This is a genomic window from Caballeronia arationis (assembly GCF_001544975.2).
Classification (GTDB): Bacteria; Pseudomonadota; Gammaproteobacteria; order Burkholderiales; family Burkholderiaceae; genus Caballeronia; species Caballeronia arationis.
The window spans coordinates 1-17,348 of the sequence record NZ_FCOG02000120.1; the positions used below are offsets into that span (position 1 = coordinate 1).

Sequence of the window (17,348 nt, forward strand, 5' to 3'; positions counted from 1 at the left end):
AACTGGGAGTTTCGCAACTGCTTATCTGCACCTATCCGCACGCTGCGCTTGGCTTCGCGCGATTCTGCAAGACCGACTACCTACCGTGCATTCATGTGGCATCCCCAGACCACTACGCAGCCCAGCCGACAAGATCGTGTCACTGTCACCACATCGAAATGTCGTGCCGGCCTGTTCGATGGTGATATTGTTCATATCGCGTTACTCCCCGAGCTCGACGGCTACTGTTCCATTGGTGACGATGACGTCATATGTCTTGAGAGGAATGCTGCACGGAGCAGATACAACCTTGCCGGAACGGACGTCAAAAGCACCTTGATGGAAGGGGCATTCGACGATGCCGTCTTCGACCTCGCCCTCACATAATGAGGCGTCACCATGCGTGCAGGTGTCATCGGTGACATAAAATTCGCCGTCGACGTTAAAGACGGCCAATGGTGGAAGGCCTTCCAGCTCGACCCGTTTGGCGCAGCCATGCGCGACGTCGCCCGTCTCGCAAACGATTTTTATTACTCGATCAGCAGCATTCATTTCAAGCATCCCGTCATTAACGTCCGCGCCACGGCCGGCTCGGAATATTAATGAACAGGATAAACACCGCGAAGAGTTTCCGAAATCGGCGCGTTTTCTTATCGGGTAGATGCTTTCACTTATGCAACGAGCCTTCCGCCACGTTCGCGTCGATGCCCGACAGGAGTTCGAACACCGCGCAATCGCCGTGATCGATCGCGACAATGAAGAAGCCCCACGGGCATTCACAGCAATGACCTTACGGGGTCGCTTCAGAAAACGGAAGATAAAGCGCGTTAAGCTCGGCGACCACGCCAAAGTCTAGGCGCTGTCTGAACAGGCGGAAGCGCCGAGCATGACCGAAGCAAGCAACAGTGAAATGAGGTCGAGTCGGAGACAGCTCGGAAAGCAAGCGACTCAAGCTTCGGGAAGTGGTCGCAGTGGCTTGAATTTTCCCGCCTGAAGCTTCTGGCTTTGGCGCCATACATAGTCGCCCGTCAGGTTGATGTGTTCCCAGCCAAGTGGCGAAAGGTACGGCAATAGCCCGGCGTCGGGCTGCATGCCGCGGACATGCATGGCCTGGACGGCCCGCCCCAAGTAGACGGTGTTCCGCAGCACGATTCCCGCCGTGACCAGATTCAGTCCACTGGCGCGGTAGCGCTGCGACTCAAAACTGCGATCACGGATCTCCCCGAGGCGATAGAAGAAGACCGACCGGGCAAGCGCGTTGCGAGCCTCGCCCTTGTTTAGCCCAGCGTGCACGCGGCGGCGCAGTTCGACGTTTTGCAGCCGGTCCAGGATGAGCAAGGTACGCTCGATGCGACCAATTTCGCGCAAGGCGACAGCAAGGCCATTCTGCCGGGGGGGTAGCTACCCCGCTTGCGCAACATCAGCGAGGCGGTGACGGTGCCTTGCCGGATCGACGTTGCCAGGCGCAACACCTCATCCCAGTTCCGCCTGATATGCTTCTCGCTGTAGGTGTCACCGATCATCGGCGTCAGTGCGGAATAATCCTTCACGCTGCCGGGCACACACAGTTTCATGTCATAGAGATCGCGGATGCGAGGCGCGAACTGGAACCTGAGCAGATGCCTCAGCGCAAAGGGCACTGTCAGGTTGAAGGGGAGGCGGCGGTAGAATGAAGCGATGAAGAAGACAAAATCGCTTTATCACGGCCACCGCTTCCCTGCCGTCGTAATCAGCTGCGCGGTTCGCTGGTATTTTCGGTTCAACCCCGAACTTTCGGTTCAACCCCGAACTTGTCGCACCAGCAACGGATCGTTTCGTATGTGACCACGACACCACGCTCGACGAGCATGGTGCTGAACTCGACGTGCTGGTGCAAAAGCGGCGCGACAAGGCCGCGGCAAAGCGCTTCTTCCAAAAGGTGCTGCGTTCAAACCCGGTGCCGCGTAAGATCGTTACCGACCAGCTGCGCAGCTATCCGGCGGCGAAGGCTGACATTCTCGAGCTCGCTCATGTAAAGCACGTTTTTGTCAAAGCGGCTGCACGTGTGAACAACCGTGCCGAGAGCAGTCTCCAGCCGACCCGAAGGCGCGAACGCCAGATGTGTGGCTTTCGCGATGCGCGTCGCACGCAGGCGTTTCTCTCATGCTTCGGCCCGATCAGGCACCACTTCGCATTGCCGAGCCATCAGATGAACGCGGCATGTCATCGCGCCGCACTCCAAAAACGCTTTGCCATATGGCATGATTGGACTGTCACTGCCGCGGCCAATAAAATTATATTATAAGGATAACTACTCATCCGCCACACAGGTAGTCTAACCTCGTCAACTTGACAGAGCCGTTGTTGCCGGGACTCATCGGTTCGCCGGAGATCGCGTTCAGGACTGGTGGCTGCCTGGTTGAAGCGAAATCAGTTGACCGTGCCCGCTCGCTTGTTCATCGAATACGCGGAGACTCAATCCCGACCGCTGCCCATCTCCTAACACGCTCACTTATCCGGACAAATCAGACGAGTGCCTGACTTGCAGCGGCCGCGCGGCTACGCAGCCAGTTGATGCTCGCGAACAACAAGACTGCGAACACGATCAACATAGTCGCAACGGCCAGAATCGACGGATCGATGGAATCCCGGATGCCGCTCCACATCTGCCGCGGTACGGTCTTTTGATCCGGGCCACCAATGAAGAGAATCACGATGACTTCGTCGAAGGAGGTGGCGAAGGCGAAGACGCTTCCCGTCGCGACCGCGGGGGTGATCAATGGAAGCGTCACGCGCTTGAACGTGACCCACGGTGGCGCACCCAGCCCGGACGCTGCGCGCAGCAGGCTCTGATCGAAAGACAATAACGACGCGGTCACGGTGATGACGACAAACGGCGTGCCGAGCGCGGCATGCGCAAGGATGACACCGGGGTAGGAATTCACGAGCCCCAGTGGCGCGAAGACGAGATAGAAGCCCGCGGCGACCACGACGATCGGCACAATCATCGGGGAGATGATGATTGGCATGACGATCGAGCGTAGCGGAAACTGCGTTCGCGACAGGCCGAGCGCCGCCAGCGTCCCGAGACAGGTTGCGATTAACGTGGACGCTGCGCCAATGGCGACACTGTTCAGCAGCGCACGTTGCCAGTCCGCACTCGTGAGGGCTTGTTCATACCAGCGCAGCGAAAACCCCTGCAGTGGATATGAGAAATACGAGCCGGAGTTGAACGAGAGCGGAATGATCGCGAGAATGGGCGCCACGAGGAAGAACAAGACGAGCGCGGAATGCAAGCGCACCCAGCGAAAAGCGACGCGCTCCGTCAGCACCGTATTGCGTTTATCTTGCATGATCGTTCCTTTGTCTATAGGTGCCTCAACCGAACCGCAAACGGTCGATGCCGACGATGCGATTGAAAATGAAATAGAAGATCGCCGTAAAGATCACGAGATAGGCCGACAGCGCGCCCGCGAGTCCCCAGTTGAGTTGGGTGTTCGTCTGGATCGCGATGAGCTGACTGATCATCTCATCGCCTGCGCCGCCGAGCAGGGCAGGTGTGATGTAGTAGCCAAGGGCCAGTACGAACACCAGGAAGCATCCCGCTCCGACTCCCGGCAAAGTCTGGGGAATATAGACGCGCACGAAAGCCTTGAACGGATGAGCGCCCAGAGACTTCGCCGCGCGCAGATACACGGGCGAGACGCTCTTCATCACCGAGTAGATCGCGAGAATCATGTAAGGCAAAAGCACGTGCGTCATGCCGATCAATACACCTGTGCGATTGAAAACGAGCGGCACCGGATGTGTCACGATGCCGAGACTCATCAGCAGGCTGTTGACGACGCCACCCGGTTGCAGAAGCACATACCACGCCGTAGTACGCACCAGCAGCGAGGTCCAGAACGGCACGATGACCAACAGCATCAGCCGGTTGCTGCTTTTTTCGGGCAGATTCGCGAGCAACCAGGCCACTGGATAACCCAGCAGCAAGCAGAGCACGGTCACCGTGAAGCTGATTGAGATTGTTCGCACGAACGCCTCGCGATAGACCGAAGTGTTCGCTGGCAGCGAGGCGATCGAGCCTTGCGGCGTCATTCTCGCGTCCACGGCATTCAGCAGATAATCGGGAGTCGGCGACGCGGCCGCGCGCTTCAACAGGCGCCATGTTTCAGGCGAGTTCCAGCGTTCGTCGATCTCGATCAGCGCCGGCTTCCAGGCGGGAGGCGTATCGCTGCGAATGCCGCGTGCCGTCTTCATCAGCAGGCTGCGAAATTCGGGTTGCGCGAAATTCATGCGCTTCGCGACTGTGCCGAGTTGTCCGCTTTGCTGCGCGTCCTTGATTCCGGACGCGAGCAGGGCGAACGTATGCTCATCAGGCACGCCACGGCCGTCCCAAGCATCGAGTGCGCGGGAAAGTGATGGCATGCTGTCGGGCACTTCGCGGTTCTGTGCGCTGCGGGCGAGCAACAGCGCGATCGGCGCAATGAAGGTCGACAGTAGAAACACGATCAGGGGAAGCGCCAGCATCAGCGCTCGAAGCGATGCGCGGCGTTGTGCCTTTTGATAGGATGCGCGGCCGTCGGCTCCCGTCGGAGAGCCAGCGACCGGAGCATGGGCCGGTACGGGGGTATGGGTGGTCGCGGTCACAGCGGGCTCTCTTTCGATCGAAGTGTTACTGCGTCAACCAAACCTGGAAGCGCTTGCTGATCTCATCAGCGTTATCCGCCCAGAAGGTCGGATTGATCTGGATCGCACGCTTGAAGTTATCCGGCGCGGTCGGCAGGTCGGCCAGTCGCTGCTTGTCAACGAGGGGGATGGCATCCCTGCGCGGCGGCGCATAAGCGATGTACTTCGAAAGGTCAGCGTAGGCCTTCGGCTGCGATGCTGAAACGATGAACTTCGCTGCCGTGTCGGCGTGCTTCGCGCCCTTCGGGATGCCCCACCATTCATAGTCGTAAACTTGAGCATCCCAGACGATCTTGAAGGGCTTGTTGTCCTTCTTCGCGGCATCGTCGATTCGGCCGTTGTAGGCCTGCGTCATCACGACGGCGCCATCGGCGAGCAGTTGCGGAGCTTGCGCGCCCGACTCCCACCACACGATGCTCTTCTTGATCGTGTCGAGCTTCTTGAATGCGCGGTCAACGCCCGCTGGCGTCCCGAGAACCTTGTACACATCTTTCGGATCAACGCCGTCGGCAATCAGTGCCCATTCCATCGAGCCCTTCGGTGACTTGCGCAGCCCGCGCTTGCCAGGGAATTTCTGTAAGTCGAAGAAATCGTTGATGGTGCTCGGCGCGGTCTTCAGCTTGCTCGCGTCATAGGCGTAGACCGTGGACCACACCATGCTCGCAACCGCGCAGTCGCTGATAGAACCGGGAATGAAGTCACTCGTATTGCCGAGACTCTTCTTGTCGATCTTCTTGAGCAGCCCTTCGTCGCACGCGGTGATCGCGTCGTTGCTCTCGAGATCGATGAGATCCCATGTCGTGTTCTTCGCCTGCTCCATCGCGGAAAGCTTCGCGAGACCGCCGTCGTACGATTCGAGCGAGAAGTTGACGCCGGTCGCCTGCGTGAACGGCTCGAAATAGGCTTTCTTCGCCGCGGCCTCATAGGCGCCGCCAAAGGTGACGACGTTGAGCGTTTCCGCGGCCTGCACCGAAACGGCAGCGACGGCGACTACGGCAAGTGCGGCACATTGTGCTTTGATGTGAGTGCGCATATCAGTTGGCTCCTGCGGCTGCGGCCGAGATGATGGAAGGTGAGGGCGATGCGGGGGTAAGAACTATAGGCGCGCTGCGGGGCACGCTCGCAGCGAGAATCTTGCAGTCGTCATGGCGCCAGGCCACCTCGATGGTGTCCCCAGCCGAAGGCAAGGCGTGGCGTTGCGTATTGGGAATCTTGGCAACGAAAGCGTCTCGCGAACCGAGCGTCAGATGCACTCGATGATGATCGCCGCAATACACAAGCTCCTGCACCTTGGCGCGCACGACGTTGCTGTGCGCGTCCAGTTGCGTGCCTTCGGCGCTCGGGATATGTGCGCGCTCCGGGCGCAAGGCGAGCATCGCTTCGTCTCCTTCGCGCAGGCCCCGTTCGCATCGGCCGCGAATGATGTTGCCATCGGAGAGCGCCAACGTCGCCCATTGGTCGCCGGCCGTCAATACACGGCCCCTCAGGCCGTTGTTTTCACCGACGAAGTTCGCGACAAAGGCGTTCTGTGCGTTTTCATACAGCTCCGTGGGCGTTGCGGCTTGCTGGATGCGGCCATCGGAAAAGACGGCGACTCGGTCCGACATCGTCAGCGCTTCTGCCTGATCGTGCGTCACGTAGACGATCGTCAGCGACAGCTCGCGATGCAGCCGCATGATCTCGTACTGCATGGTTTCGCGCAGGCGCTTGTCGAGTGCGCCTAGTGGCTCGTCCATGAGAACGACGCTGGGTTCGAAGACGAGTGCGCGGGCGAGCGCGACGCGCTGCTGTTGTCCGCCTGAAAGCTGTGCTGGACGTCGGTTTGCCAGATGCGGCATTTCGATCATCTCCAGCGCGCGCTTCACACGTGCCTTCTGGTCCGTGCGGCTCACACGCCGCACGGACAAGGGAAATGCCACGTTCTCGGCAATCGTGAGATGTGGAAAGAGCGCGTAGTTCTGAAACACCATGCCGATGTCGCGCTGATGCGGCGGCTTGTCGTCGAGACGTTTGCCGTCGAGACGTATTTCGCCTTGCGTGGGCGACTCGAAACCGGCGAGCATCATGAGCGTGGTCGTCTTGCCCGAGCCCGACGGACCCAGCAGCGACAGAAACTCGCCCTTTCGCACATCAAGGTTCAAATCATCGACAACGTAGTTCGCGCCGTCGTACGACTTGCTAACGCCTGAGAACGAAATGTAGGATGGGTTTGACATCGTAAAAGCGTCCTGTCGAGAGTGCTTCGATCAACACACAGTGAGCTTCGACGCCAGATAGCGCGCGAAGTCATAGTTTGGGCGTTCGAGGGGGCTCAGATGGCCGGGCTTTGCAAGCGGGGCATGCACGCCGCGAAACACCGCTTCCACGCCGCGCTTATCTTCCGCATTCACTTCGTCGAGCAAAGCCTTGAGCGTGGCCATATGCGCGTTGGCTTCGGGATCGGCGATAAAGTCGGGTGAAAGCCCGCCGCCGAAACGGATATGCACGCGGTCGACGCCTCGGGGCTGCAACACGAGATACCAGAAGTATCCTGGCGTGAGTGTGACGAGATGCGTCGGATAGATCGCGAGCAAAGCCGTGGTCTTGCGCCAGTGGCCGGTCAGACGGTTGTTGTCCGGATGAGCGTTGCCAATGGGAAGCGATGCTTCCTTGGTGATCCAGTGATAGTTGAACGCCGGATAACCGGGCGGGCATTCCATTTCCTCAAGGCGCGAGTGCGGACCGACCGTTGCGCGATGCAGCATCGGCAAGTGATAGCTTTCCATGAAGTTTTCGGCGAGGATCTTCCAGTTGGTGTCCCAGACGTGCTCTTCATGGAATGTTTCGATGTAGTCGGTCATGCCGTATGCGCCGACAAGCTCAGTGAGCTGCGCGAGCTGCTGATGCACAGGCGGTGCGTTTTCATCGAGCGTCACGTAGATCCAGCCTTGCCATTCCTCGCAGCGGACCGCCGGGAGCTTGTAGCTTTCCTTGCAGAAACCCGCCTGCTGGTCCATCAGCGGCGCGCTCTTAAGCGCACCGTCGAGCCCATAGTTCCAGGCGTGGTAAGGACAGATGATCCGTCGTATGTTCCCACGGCCTTCGAGCAGAATCGACATGCGATGCAGGCATACGTTCGACATCGCCCGGAGCCCCATCTTCTCATCGCGCACGACGACGATCGGTTGAGCCGCGACGCTCGCGGTCAGATAGTCGCCAGGCGCCTTCAGCGCGCTCGCGCGACCCACGCATTGCCACTCTTTCGCAAAGATCGCCTGCTCTTCGAGAGACAGGAACTCGGACGACGTGTACACGCCAGGAGGCATCGAGCGCGCGTCGCTGAATGGTCGCTCGCAGCCTGCCACAAGCTCGTCGACCAAAGCGGAGACTGCCGTTTGCCTGGTGGGATTTTCCATGGGACGCTCCTAAAGCCGAGTGCGTTCGCGCTACGGGGTCCGCGCTTCAATCGCCTCGAATGAAGGTAAATCTATCAGGTCAATTTACCAGTCAAAACATTGTTTTTGGATGCTAAAGCTAGGATTTAGCTATGCAGGGCGCGCGAAGCCCGTCCGCTATGGTTGCCGGTTATGCGTCGAGCTTTAGGCGGCGTATATAGCTTTCGCTAAAGGTAGAGAATCGGGACACCACTTGCCGCGGCTTCATCGTTTTCGATTGGGCGATTCCGAGCGTCGTCGCGTTGACGTTGTCCCTAAAATGCTTGATCACGAACTCACTTCCGTCGACCGTTTGCGTCGAATTCAGCGGGAAGTTCAGGATGCTGTAACCCAGCCCGTTCGCAACCATCCCACGCACGACTTCCGGTAGCGAAGAACGAAAAGCGGGAACAGGCCGGGCTCCGACGACATCGAAGAGCGCGGCGAAGTAGTCCCGGCTGTGCGGCAGATCCAGCATCACGTACGGCTCGTCTATCAGATCCTGTAACGACACCTTTCGCGCGCGCGCCAATCTGTGCGTCGCAGGCAGTATCGCGTACGGCGGCAAGGAAAGTAGCGGCGTGAAGGCGATGTCCTCGGACAGATCAAGACTGTAGGTGAGCACGATGTCGAGCGAACCGTCGTGCAGGCCCTTCAATAGCTCATCCTGATGCGCCTCGATGGTGCGAAAGCTGATTCCACCGTGCTCGCTCGTAAAACGGCTGATCAATCCTGGCATCAGGGGCGGCGCCAGAGAGACGAGACAGCCGAGCGCTATCGTTCCCTTTATGCCGCCATCCATTTCGGTGGCGGTCATCTGGAATTCCTCGGCCATCTTCAGCAGATTGCGCGCCTGTCCGAGCAGATCCCGCCCCGCCTGAGTCAGCGACAGGCCGCTTGCATGATGCCGGATGAACAACTGCACGCCGAACGAGATCTCAAGGTCGGCTAGCGCGGTCGAGATGGACGGCTGGGAAATGTGCAGGCGTCTCGCAGCAGCCGTAAAAGACAGCACTTCCGCGGTCACTACAAAGTATCGCAACTGGCGCAGCGAGTAATGCAGCGGCTGACTTTCCATGGGTTCTTGCTCCCGGTTGACATTGTCAGATGGACCGCATTGTGAAGTGATCAAATACGACTGCATAGCGTAATCCGATGCTTTGCAATTGTTTAATATATTTTTCGGATTCCGAAAGCGGGCGTAGATTGCTATGCGAAGGATCAACACCGTGCCTGAAGGCTACAAGCTGCCGACGGGAACAACCGAACTCCGCTTCTTCGAAGGACTCAGCCATGACAGTCGAAATAAAGGCAACAGACACGCTCGTTGTGGGCGCCGGGCAAGCAGGCGTCGCCATGAGCGAACACCTGACCAAGCTCGACATCCCGCATATCGTGCTCGAGCGCGATCGCATCGCCGAGCGCTGGCGCACCGGTCGGTGGGACTCGCTGGTTGCCAACGGACCGGCATGGCACGACCGGTTTCCGAATCTCGAATTCTCCGATGTGAATCCGGATGGCTTTGCAGGTAAGGAACAGGTCGCCGACTACTTTGTCGCCTATGCAAAAAAGTTCAACGCACCGATTCGCACCGGCGTCGAAGTGAGGAAGGTTGCGCGCAATTTCGGACGGCCCGGTTTCACCGTCGATACGTCTGAAGGAACGATCGAAGCGAACCGCGTAGTGGTTGCGACGGGGCCGTTTCAGCGCCCCGTAATTCCGCCGATCGCGCCGAAAAGTACGGCGCTCACGCAGATTCATTCCGCCGACTACCGCAATCAGCGGCAATTGCCCGAAGGCGGTGTGCTGGTGGTCGGCGCGGGATCGTCGGGCGTGCAGATCGCCGATGAATTGCAGCGAGCGGGTCGGCGCGTGTATTTGTCGGTCGGCGCGCACGATCGTCCGCCGCGTGGCTATCGTGGACGCGACTTCTGCTGGTGGCTCGGCGTGCTCGGCGAATGGGACGCGGAAGTGATGAAGCCCGGCCGCGAGCACGTGACGATCGCGGTGAGTGGCGCGCGCGGCGGCCATACGGTCGACTTCCGGCGTCTCGCGCATCAGGGCATCACGCTCGTCGGCCTGACGAAATCGTTCGACGATACCGTCGTCACGTTCGAGGCCGATCTCGCCGAGAACATTCGTCGCGGCGACGAGAACTATCTGTCGCTACTCGACGCCGCTGACGCTTATGTCGAACGCAACGGCCTCGATCTTCCCGAAGAACCGGAAGCGCACATCATTCCAGCTGATCCGGAATGCATGAAGCATCCGCTTCATGAGCTTGATCTGGCGAAGGAAGGCGTGACGTCGATCATCTGGGCGACGGGCTATGCCGTCGATTTCACCTGGCTGCAAGTCGATGCATTCGACGAAAAGGGCAAGCCGAAACATCAGCGCGGCGTTGCGAAGGAGCCAGGCATCTATTTCCTCGGCTTGCCGTGGCTGTCGCGCCGTGGCTCCTCGTTCATCTGGGGCGTGTGGCACGATGCGAAGCACATCGCCGATCACATCGCCACACAGCGTAAGTACCACGCTTATTACGACGAGCCGCATCGTCATGTGGAAGGGAAGCGCGTCGAAAGCGTTGAGAGCGCGCCGGGCGCATCGCGCATCCACACGGTGAGCGAGATGGGCGTCAACTGATTTCTAACTTATTCAGCATCAAGGTACTTCGATGAGCCAACCCACGCATACCCGTATCCGCATGTTCAACACGAAGGATACGTACCCCAATCAATCGCTCGACAACGATCTTTGCCAGGCCGTGCGCGCAGGCAATACCGTGTATCTGCGCGGTCAGATCGGCACGGACTTTGACGGCAGGCTCGTCGGGCTGGGCGATCCGCGCGCGCAGGCGGAGCAGGCGATGAGGAACGTCAAGCAGTTGCTCGAAGAGGCTGGCAGCGACCTCTCGCACATCGTCAAGACGACCACTTATCTCACCGACGTGCGCTTTCGCGAGCCGGTGTATCGCGAAGTCGGCGAGTGGCTGAAGGGCGTGTTTCCAATTTCGACTGGGATTACCGTCGTCGCGCTGGGCCAACCTGAGTGGCTGATGGAAATCGACGTGATCGCCGTCATTCCCGATGGATGGACACCCCCTCAGGCCTAAAAGACATAATCGGAGGGCACATGACTTTCTCAATCGTCGGACGTTGTGAAGAAACCGGACAGCTTGGCATCGCGATCAGTTCATCGAGCATCGCGGTGGGCGCGCGTTGTCCGTGGGTGCGCGCGGGAGTCGGCGTGGTCGCGACGCAGAACGTCACGCTGCCCGCGCTCGGTCCGCAGATTCTCGACCTTATGGAGCGCGCGAAGCTCGGTGCCTCCGCGGCGCTGGATCGCGCGCTGTGCGCGAGCGAATGGAGCGAGTATCGGCAGGTGACGGTGGTCGATGCGCAGGGGCGTACCGCGTTCCTCAGCGGCAAGCAGGCACTCGGCACGTATCACGCGGTCGCGGGCAAGCAATGCGTCGCGGCGGGCAACATGCTCGCGGGCACTCACGTGATCGAGGCGATGATTCCCGCGTTCGAGAACGCGCCGGGTCATCTCGCAGATCGTTTGCTCGCGGCGGTGCATGCGGCGATCGGGGCGGGCGGCGAAGCGGGACCGGTGCATTCGGCGGCGCTGAAGATCGCGGGAGAGCAGAGCTGGCCGCTCGTCGATCTGCGCGTCGACTGGTCGGATGACGATCCCATCGCCAAGCTAGATGGTCTCTGGCAGGCGTACAGGCCGCAAATGCAGGACTATGTGGCCCGAGCATTGAACCCGACCGCCGCGCCGCGCTACGGAGTGCCGGGCGATGAGTGAGACGACGAGCCGCTATCTGCTCGAACAGTTGATCGGCTTCGCGACGGTCAGCCGCGATTCGAATCTGGAGCTGATCGAGTTCGTCCGCGATTACCTCGCGCAACTCGACGTCGAGTGCGAGCTGTTCTACAACGCGGAGCGCACGAAGGCCAACTTGTTCGCGACCATTGGGCCGCGCGATCGTGGCGGCATCGTGCTATCGGGTCATACGGATGTCGTGCCGGTCGACGGACAAGCGTGGAGCTTCGATCCGTTCAAGCTAAGCGAAAAGGAAGGGCGGCTCTACGGACGTGGCACGGCCGATATGAAGGGCTATCTCGCGTCGGTGTTGGCCGCGGTGCCGCTGTTCGTCGAGGCCGAATTGCAGATCCCGGTGCATCTCGCGTTCTCTTACGATGAAGAAGTCGGATGCCTGGGCGTGCGGCCGATGCTCGCGGTGTTGGAAAAGCGGAAGCACAAACCTTTGTTGTGTCTGATCGGCGAGCCGACCGGATTGAAACCGGTGCTCGGCCATAAGGGCAAACTCGCAATGCGCTGTCAGGTGATAGGCGCGCCTTGCCATTCCGCGTACGCGCCCTACGGTGTCAACGCCATTCAGTACGCGGCGCGCTTGATCAACCGTCTGGAAGAAATCGGCGAGCGCTTGGCGCAACCCGAGCATCACGACGCGCGTTTCGACCCGCCGTATTCGACCGTGCAAACGGGTGTCATCAAGGGCGGTCGCGCGCTCAATATCGTGCCGGCGGAATGCGAATTCGATTTCGAGGTACGCGCGCTGCCGGGCTTCGACGCGAACGAGGTTGCCGAGGATCTGCAGACATACGCGCAAGCCGAATTGTTGCCGAGGATGCGCGCCGTGCAATCCGACGTAGACATCCTTCTTGAACCGCTATCCGAATATCCGGGACTCGCGACCCCACCCGACAGCGAGACCGCTCGAATTCTGGCGATGCTTTGCGGCTCTGAAGAGTTCGGTACGGTCGCGTTCGGAACTGAAGGGGGACTGTTCAATCACGCCGGCATTCCGACCGTCGTTTGCGGCCCGGGCAGCATGGATCAAGGGCACAAACCTGACGAATACGTGACGATCGAGCAGCTTCGCGGCTGCGATTCGATGATGGAGCGCATCGCGAGGTACGCCGCTGGACCAATGCCAGCGATCGGGTGAGGTCATGACGGTATGCGCCGGACCGTATTACACCCAGCGGTACTCCACCGGCGTCTGCAAGCACGTGATGCGCTACGAATCCGGTCGGGCGCCATGCGTTGGGTTTCGGCCAGTTTCTCGTCCGACCCAATAGTTCGTACAGGGGCAGAATCGCGCGGCAGCTTCACTGCATAGCTTAAAACACATGGAGATACATCAAAAAATTATGTCTACGCCAATAATTTAACGCGGTAAATTCTTCTGTGAGGGCAGTCCCAAGAAGGATGGCCAGTGAGACACAGCGCTTTCGCGCCCGCTGATGGGCCGTCTTGCGAATCATGCCCAAGTCCGTTCGTTTGTCCACCATTAGCTCGCTGCAAGGCTAACTAAGGCCGAGATGCCACCAGGAGACTAGTTCATGTCCACAGTCGCCAATGTCACAACGACCCATTCGCAACACGATGATGAGTTACTTAACACGCTTTCGTCGTTAGTATCGACTGGGGAACGTGCTGTCTGGTCCATGCCGGGGGCGTTCTACACCTCGGAGAGCTTCGCCAAGCTGGAGAAGGATCGAGTTTTTCGAAGTGGCTGGGCATGCGTGGGACATGTAGGCGAAATTCCCAACAATGGCGATTACTTCACCACGGAAATGATCGGTGAACCGCTTCTCGTGCAGCGTACCTCGCAGGGAGAAATTCGCGTTCTTTCGAATGTTTGCAGGCATCGGGGCAACCTTGTCGCGACCGGTCGCGGCAATGCTCGCGCGCACGTCTGCGGCTATCACGCGTGGAGCTACGACCTCGATGGAAAACTCAAGCGCGCACCACTCATGCAGGAGGTCAAGGCGCTCGATACGGCCAATTGTGCCTTGCCCACTATCGCGACGACGGTCTGGCAAAACTTCATTTTTGTCAATCTGGATGGTACGGCGGCGCCGCTCAAGGAATCCCTTGAACCGCTTGAACCGCTCATTCGCAATTACCATCACGAAGAACAGGAACTCTATTACACAAGCGAAGAAGTGTGGCAAACCAACTGGAAATGCCTTGCTGAGAATTTCATGGAAGGCTATCACCTGAACGCAACGCACCCAACCACACTCCGTCCGCGCTCGCCGAGTGAGCTTAGCGAGCACGTTACTGGCAACGGCTACTTCTCGGCGTATAGATCTCACTACACGCCTGAATCACCGCAGCGCGAACCGTTTCACCCCGATCTGACTGTAACAGAGCGCCGGCATAGCCTTATTTTCAGTGTCTTTCCGAATCTGGTCGTCACGTATATGCCTCATCAGACCGTCTACCTCCTCCTCCGGCCGGCGTCGACATGCAGTGTGGCAATCCGCTGGGGTATCGCCGGTTACGAGAAGTCGCCGAGCGAGGAAAACCTGAAAGAATATGTCGCGTTCACCGATGCGTTCAATGCCGAAGACAAGGTGAAGCTGGAGAGACTGCAGATCGGTCTGAGCTCCAGCTTTTACACACCAGGCCCCCTCGCACCGGAAGACCTTGAGGGCACCTTGCGCGATTTTTATAGCTACATCGCACGTCGTATCTACGTCTGAAAGCGAAAATATGTATCCCGCCACCCTCAATGTAGTAGTCGACAAGCTGACGCTCGAAGCAAGTGACACGCTGAGCATTGAATTGCGTCCTGCTGATTCCGATAGCCTGCCAGCGTTCGATGCTGGCGCACACATCTGCCTGGATCTGCCTAACGGGATCGTGCGCAGTTACTCGCTTGTGAATTCATCGGATAACGTCCAACGCTACGTGCTCGGCGTGCTACGCGCGCGCGAAAGCCGGGGTGGCTCCGCATTCATTCACGAGCAGTTGCGTGTCGGAAACCATCTGACCATTACGCCTCCACGCAACAACTTTCCGCTGGACGAGACCGGCGATCAGTTCGTTCTCGTTGCAGGCGGCATTGGTATCACGGCGATCTACAGCATGGCGCAGCGGCTCGTGTTCCTCGGCAAGCACGTCGAGATGCTTTACTGCTGCCGTTCACGGGAACATGCCGCGTGGCTTCGCCCGATCCAGGCACTCGGCATTCCGCTCACACTGCATTTCGATGTTGAAAAGCATGGTCCGCCAGATCTGGACGCATTCATTGCTGGACGCGGCGCCGACACGCGCTACTACTGTTGCGGCCCATCACCGATGTTGAGCGCATTCGAGCAGGCATGCGCCAAACATGGCTATCGCCACGCCCATATCGAGCGATTTTCCGCCGCTCCCGTCGGCCCCGAAGCCGAGGCCGTGCCCGGTTATGAGGTTCAGCTTGCGCGAAGTGGGAAAACGATCCGCGTGGAGCCTGGCACCCGTCTACTCGATGCACTCGTTGCGGCCGGTGTAGACGCTCCGTTCAACTGCCAACAGGGATTTTGCGGCACCTGCGAGATGGCCGTCCTTGAAGGGGAAATCGATCATCGGGACAGTGTCTTGAGCGAGGCCGAACGAAAGAGCGGCAAGTCGATGATGGTGTGTGTTTCCGGTTGCAAACGGGGTCGTCTGGTTCTCGATTGCTGAGTCGTCGGACTTGTTTTGAAGCTGTTTGTCCGATCAGAACCATCTCCTCACGGGGAAGGGTTACAGCAATCCGTTGTTGGGCTAATGCCTCTGATGTGGTCCGATTATCCCTAGCGGAGTAGTTCAACGTCCGTTCCAGCGCTCAGGAACACAAAAACAGTCTGAAAGGAGCGTGGCGACGACATGTCACGTAACTGGATTATGCTCGACGACAGCAGTGATTCTCATGCAAATCGGCAGCAGCCTCTTTCCGAGGCTGAAAATCCGAGCACGGAAACCCCTAGAGCGAAGAGGGCTGATCTGCCACGTACACCCACAGAGTGGGCCGTGGCGATTGCGTTGCCGGCCGGAATTGCGTTGTTGATTGTCCTTGCGAAACTTTTGATCACCGGCCGTTAGTACCTAAAAAAATCTTAGCGAAGATCCCATTGTGCTGTGCCTCTATGTTCAGGTTTGATATAAGTAGCGCTCGCCGCTGACAACATTCAATCCGAGCAAACGCACCGATGTCAACAGCGTCGTAGTCTACGGTCACAAGAGGGGAGCCGATTGGTGTCGCCAGCGGCCGTCTGGTAGCCTAACGGAAATGAGCAGCAACTGAAAATTTTCGTCAACGGATTCGTCGCGAAGCTCATGGAGACTTCTCTATATGGAAAGCATCGCATGGTGCAGTTGCTTGGCCCAGCGTGCTTCGGTCTCGCCCTGACCGGCCGCATGCGCGATCTGCGGGGGCGGAAGTGGGTTTCCGGAGCAGAAGTTAGAACTAACGTGCCCGCCTCGAAGCGAGCTATGGCTCACACGACATTGTGGGCCTACACGCGCTGTGTCAGGCAGCAGGATTGATTGGAACAGCGGGCTCTGTCAAGTTGACGAGGATAGACTACCTGTGTGGCAAATGAGTAGTTATCCATATAATATAACTTTATTGGCCGCGGCAGTGACAGTCCAATCATGCCATATGGTAAAGCGTTCTTGGAGTGCGGCGCGATGACATGCCGCGTTCATCTGATGTCTGGGCAATGCGAAGTGGTGCCTGATCGGGCCGAAGCATGAGAGAAACGCCTGCGTGCGACGCGCATCGCGAAAGCCACACATCTGGCGACGATGTTCGGGCTGATGCGCTTCATTACGGGTCTTGGCGTTGGCGCATTGGTGGCGACGACCGGCGCGCTCGTGTCGGAATACGGGCCCAAGGGCCGCAAGAACCTCTGCAACGCCATAACGTATTCGGTGGTGCCGTTGGGCAGCTTGTTGGCGGCAATGCTGGCGATCCTGTTACTGCAACAAATCGGCTGGCGCGGCATGTTCTGGATCGGCGCACTTCCCTTCGTCACGCTGCTGCCGTTGGCGTACTTCAAGATGCCCGAATCGTTGGCGTGGCTCGTCAGCCGCGGCCGTTTCGACGAGGCTCGATCCATTTCGGAGCAGACCGGTGTGGAGATACCCGAGGTCATGCCGGGCGCCGGCGGCAGCGTCTCGCCAGCGATTTCGGGTAAAGCAGGATTCGCTGGATTGTTCGGGTCCTATCTGTTTCCTACTATCGTGCTAGGCCTGATGAGCGCCACCGGACTGGTACTCGTCTACTTACTCAACACCTGGCTGCCCGAGTTGATGCTGCGGGCCGGGTTCAACGCAAGGGGATCGCTGTCGTTTCTATTGGTACTGAACGGCGGGGCAGTGATCGGCGCCCTGGTGGGCTCGCGTGTTGCGGACAGATTTGGGTTCTGTCGCACTAACGCGGTCAAGTAGAATCGGACGAACCGCAACGCACGACGAAGATGATGGAAAAGACCAAGA

General features: G+C 58.9%; 15 protein-coding genes and 3 pseudogenes. 9 read left to right on the forward strand and 9 right to left on the reverse strand.

All coding sequences use genetic code 11. The features are described from left to right. Nucleotides 1–201: 201 nt before the first annotated feature. Complete coding sequence (locus AWB81_RS33905; RefSeq protein ID WP_235026050.1) at nt 202–453, reverse strand: non-heme iron oxygenase ferredoxin subunit; 252 nt, start codon at nt 451–453, stop codon at nt 202–204. Here AWB81_RS33905 and AWB81_RS47335 point away from each other — a divergent pair. Beyond that, a complete protein-coding gene (locus AWB81_RS47335) occupies nt 379–582 on the forward strand; it encodes a hypothetical protein (RefSeq protein ID WP_062641791.1) in 204 nt (67 codons plus the stop codon). The two genes, AWB81_RS33905 and AWB81_RS47335, sit on opposite strands and share 75 nt — an antisense overlap. Nucleotides 583–927: 345 nt before the next feature. Here the strand turns inward: AWB81_RS47335 and AWB81_RS33915 are convergent. Next, nucleotides 928–1,613 (reverse strand): annotated as a pseudogene (locus tag AWB81_RS33915) (Tn3 family transposase); the annotation flags it as partial. 43 nt (nt 1,614–1,656) lie between these two features. Here AWB81_RS33915 and AWB81_RS33920 point away from each other — a divergent pair. Beyond that, nucleotides 1,657–2,263 (forward strand): annotated as a pseudogene (locus AWB81_RS33920) (DDE-type integrase/transposase/recombinase). Between the two features lie 220 nt (nt 2,264–2,483). Here the strand turns inward: AWB81_RS33920 and AWB81_RS33925 are convergent. From AWB81_RS33925 to AWB81_RS33950, 6 genes are all read right to left on the reverse strand, one after another. After that, nucleotides 2,484–3,311 carry an ABC transporter permease gene (locus tag AWB81_RS33925; RefSeq protein WP_062641798.1) on the reverse strand — a complete coding sequence of 276 codons (828 nt, stop codon included), beginning with the start codon at nt 3,309–3,311 and terminating at the stop codon, nt 2,484–2,486. 25 nt (nt 3,312–3,336) lie between these two features. Further along, on the reverse strand, nt 3,337–4,488 hold the full coding sequence (locus AWB81_RS33930) for an ABC transporter permease (protein WP_235026049.1): 1,152 nt from the start codon (nt 4,486–4,488) through the stop codon (nt 3,337–3,339). A 145-nt stretch (nt 4,489–4,633) separates the two neighbouring features. After that, entirely contained in the window at nt 4,634–5,680 is a 1,047-nt protein-coding gene (locus AWB81_RS33935) for an ABC transporter substrate-binding protein (RefSeq protein ID WP_062641803.1), read from the reverse strand. Nucleotide 5,681: 1 nt separating this feature from the next. Continuing rightward, nucleotides 5,682–6,863, reverse strand: coding sequence for an ABC transporter ATP-binding protein (locus AWB81_RS33940; protein WP_062641806.1), 1,182 nt, complete (start codon nt 6,861–6,863; stop codon nt 5,682–5,684). A 30-nt stretch (nt 6,864–6,893) separates the two neighbouring features. After that, complete coding sequence (locus tag AWB81_RS33945; protein WP_062641808.1) at nt 6,894–8,042, reverse strand: SRPBCC family protein; 1,149 nt, start codon at nt 8,040–8,042, stop codon at nt 6,894–6,896. Between the two features lie 169 nt (nt 8,043–8,211). After that, a complete protein-coding gene (locus AWB81_RS33950) occupies nt 8,212–9,138 on the reverse strand; it encodes a LysR family transcriptional regulator (protein ID WP_062641824.1) in 927 nt (308 codons plus the stop codon). A gap of 215 nt (nt 9,139–9,353) precedes the next feature. Between AWB81_RS33950 and AWB81_RS33955 the strand changes: the two genes are divergently transcribed. The 6 genes from AWB81_RS33955 to AWB81_RS33980 all read left to right on the forward strand — a co-directional run bounded on the left by AWB81_RS33955 (nt 9,354) and on the right by AWB81_RS33980 (nt 15,551). After that, nucleotides 9,354–10,703: a flavin-containing monooxygenase gene (locus tag AWB81_RS33955; RefSeq protein ID WP_062641810.1), complete on the forward strand. Its 1,350-nt coding sequence runs from the start codon at nt 9,354–9,356 to the stop codon at nt 10,701–10,703. Between the two features lie 31 nt (nt 10,704–10,734). Beyond that, nucleotides 10,735–11,172, forward strand: coding sequence for a RidA family protein (locus tag AWB81_RS33960; RefSeq protein WP_062641813.1), 438 nt, complete (start codon nt 10,735–10,737; stop codon nt 11,170–11,172). 20 nt (nt 11,173–11,192) lie between these two features. Further along, nucleotides 11,193–11,870, forward strand: coding sequence for a DUF1028 domain-containing protein (locus tag AWB81_RS33965; RefSeq protein WP_062641815.1), 678 nt, complete (start codon nt 11,193–11,195; stop codon nt 11,868–11,870). After that, entirely contained in the window at nt 11,863–13,038 is a 1,176-nt protein-coding gene (gene argE / locus AWB81_RS33970) for an acetylornithine deacetylase (protein WP_062641818.1), read from the forward strand. The genes AWB81_RS33965 and argE overlap by 8 nt, the downstream gene beginning before the upstream one ends. A gap of 397 nt (nt 13,039–13,435) precedes the next feature. After that, a complete protein-coding gene (locus AWB81_RS33975; protein WP_087135384.1) occupies nt 13,436–14,584 on the forward strand; it encodes an aromatic ring-hydroxylating oxygenase subunit alpha in 1,149 nt (382 codons plus the stop codon). A 10-nt stretch (nt 14,585–14,594) separates the two neighbouring features. After that, nucleotides 14,595–15,551 carry a PDR/VanB family oxidoreductase gene (locus tag AWB81_RS33980; protein ID WP_062641822.1) on the forward strand — a complete coding sequence of 319 codons (957 nt, stop codon included), beginning with the start codon at nt 14,595–14,597 and terminating at the stop codon, nt 15,549–15,551. 903 nt (nt 15,552–16,454) lie between these two features. Here the strand turns inward: AWB81_RS33980 and AWB81_RS49180 are convergent. Next, nucleotides 16,455–16,697, reverse strand: a pseudogene (locus AWB81_RS49180) (IS6 family transposase); the annotation flags it as partial. Here AWB81_RS49180 and AWB81_RS33990 point away from each other — a divergent pair. Then, nucleotides 16,668–17,300, forward strand: a complete 633-nt coding sequence (locus AWB81_RS33990) for an MFS transporter (protein ID WP_235026051.1) — start codon at nt 16,668–16,670, stop codon at nt 17,298–17,300. The pseudogene AWB81_RS49180 and the gene AWB81_RS33990 overlap by 30 nt on opposite strands. Nucleotides 17,301–17,348 lie beyond the last annotated feature (48 nt).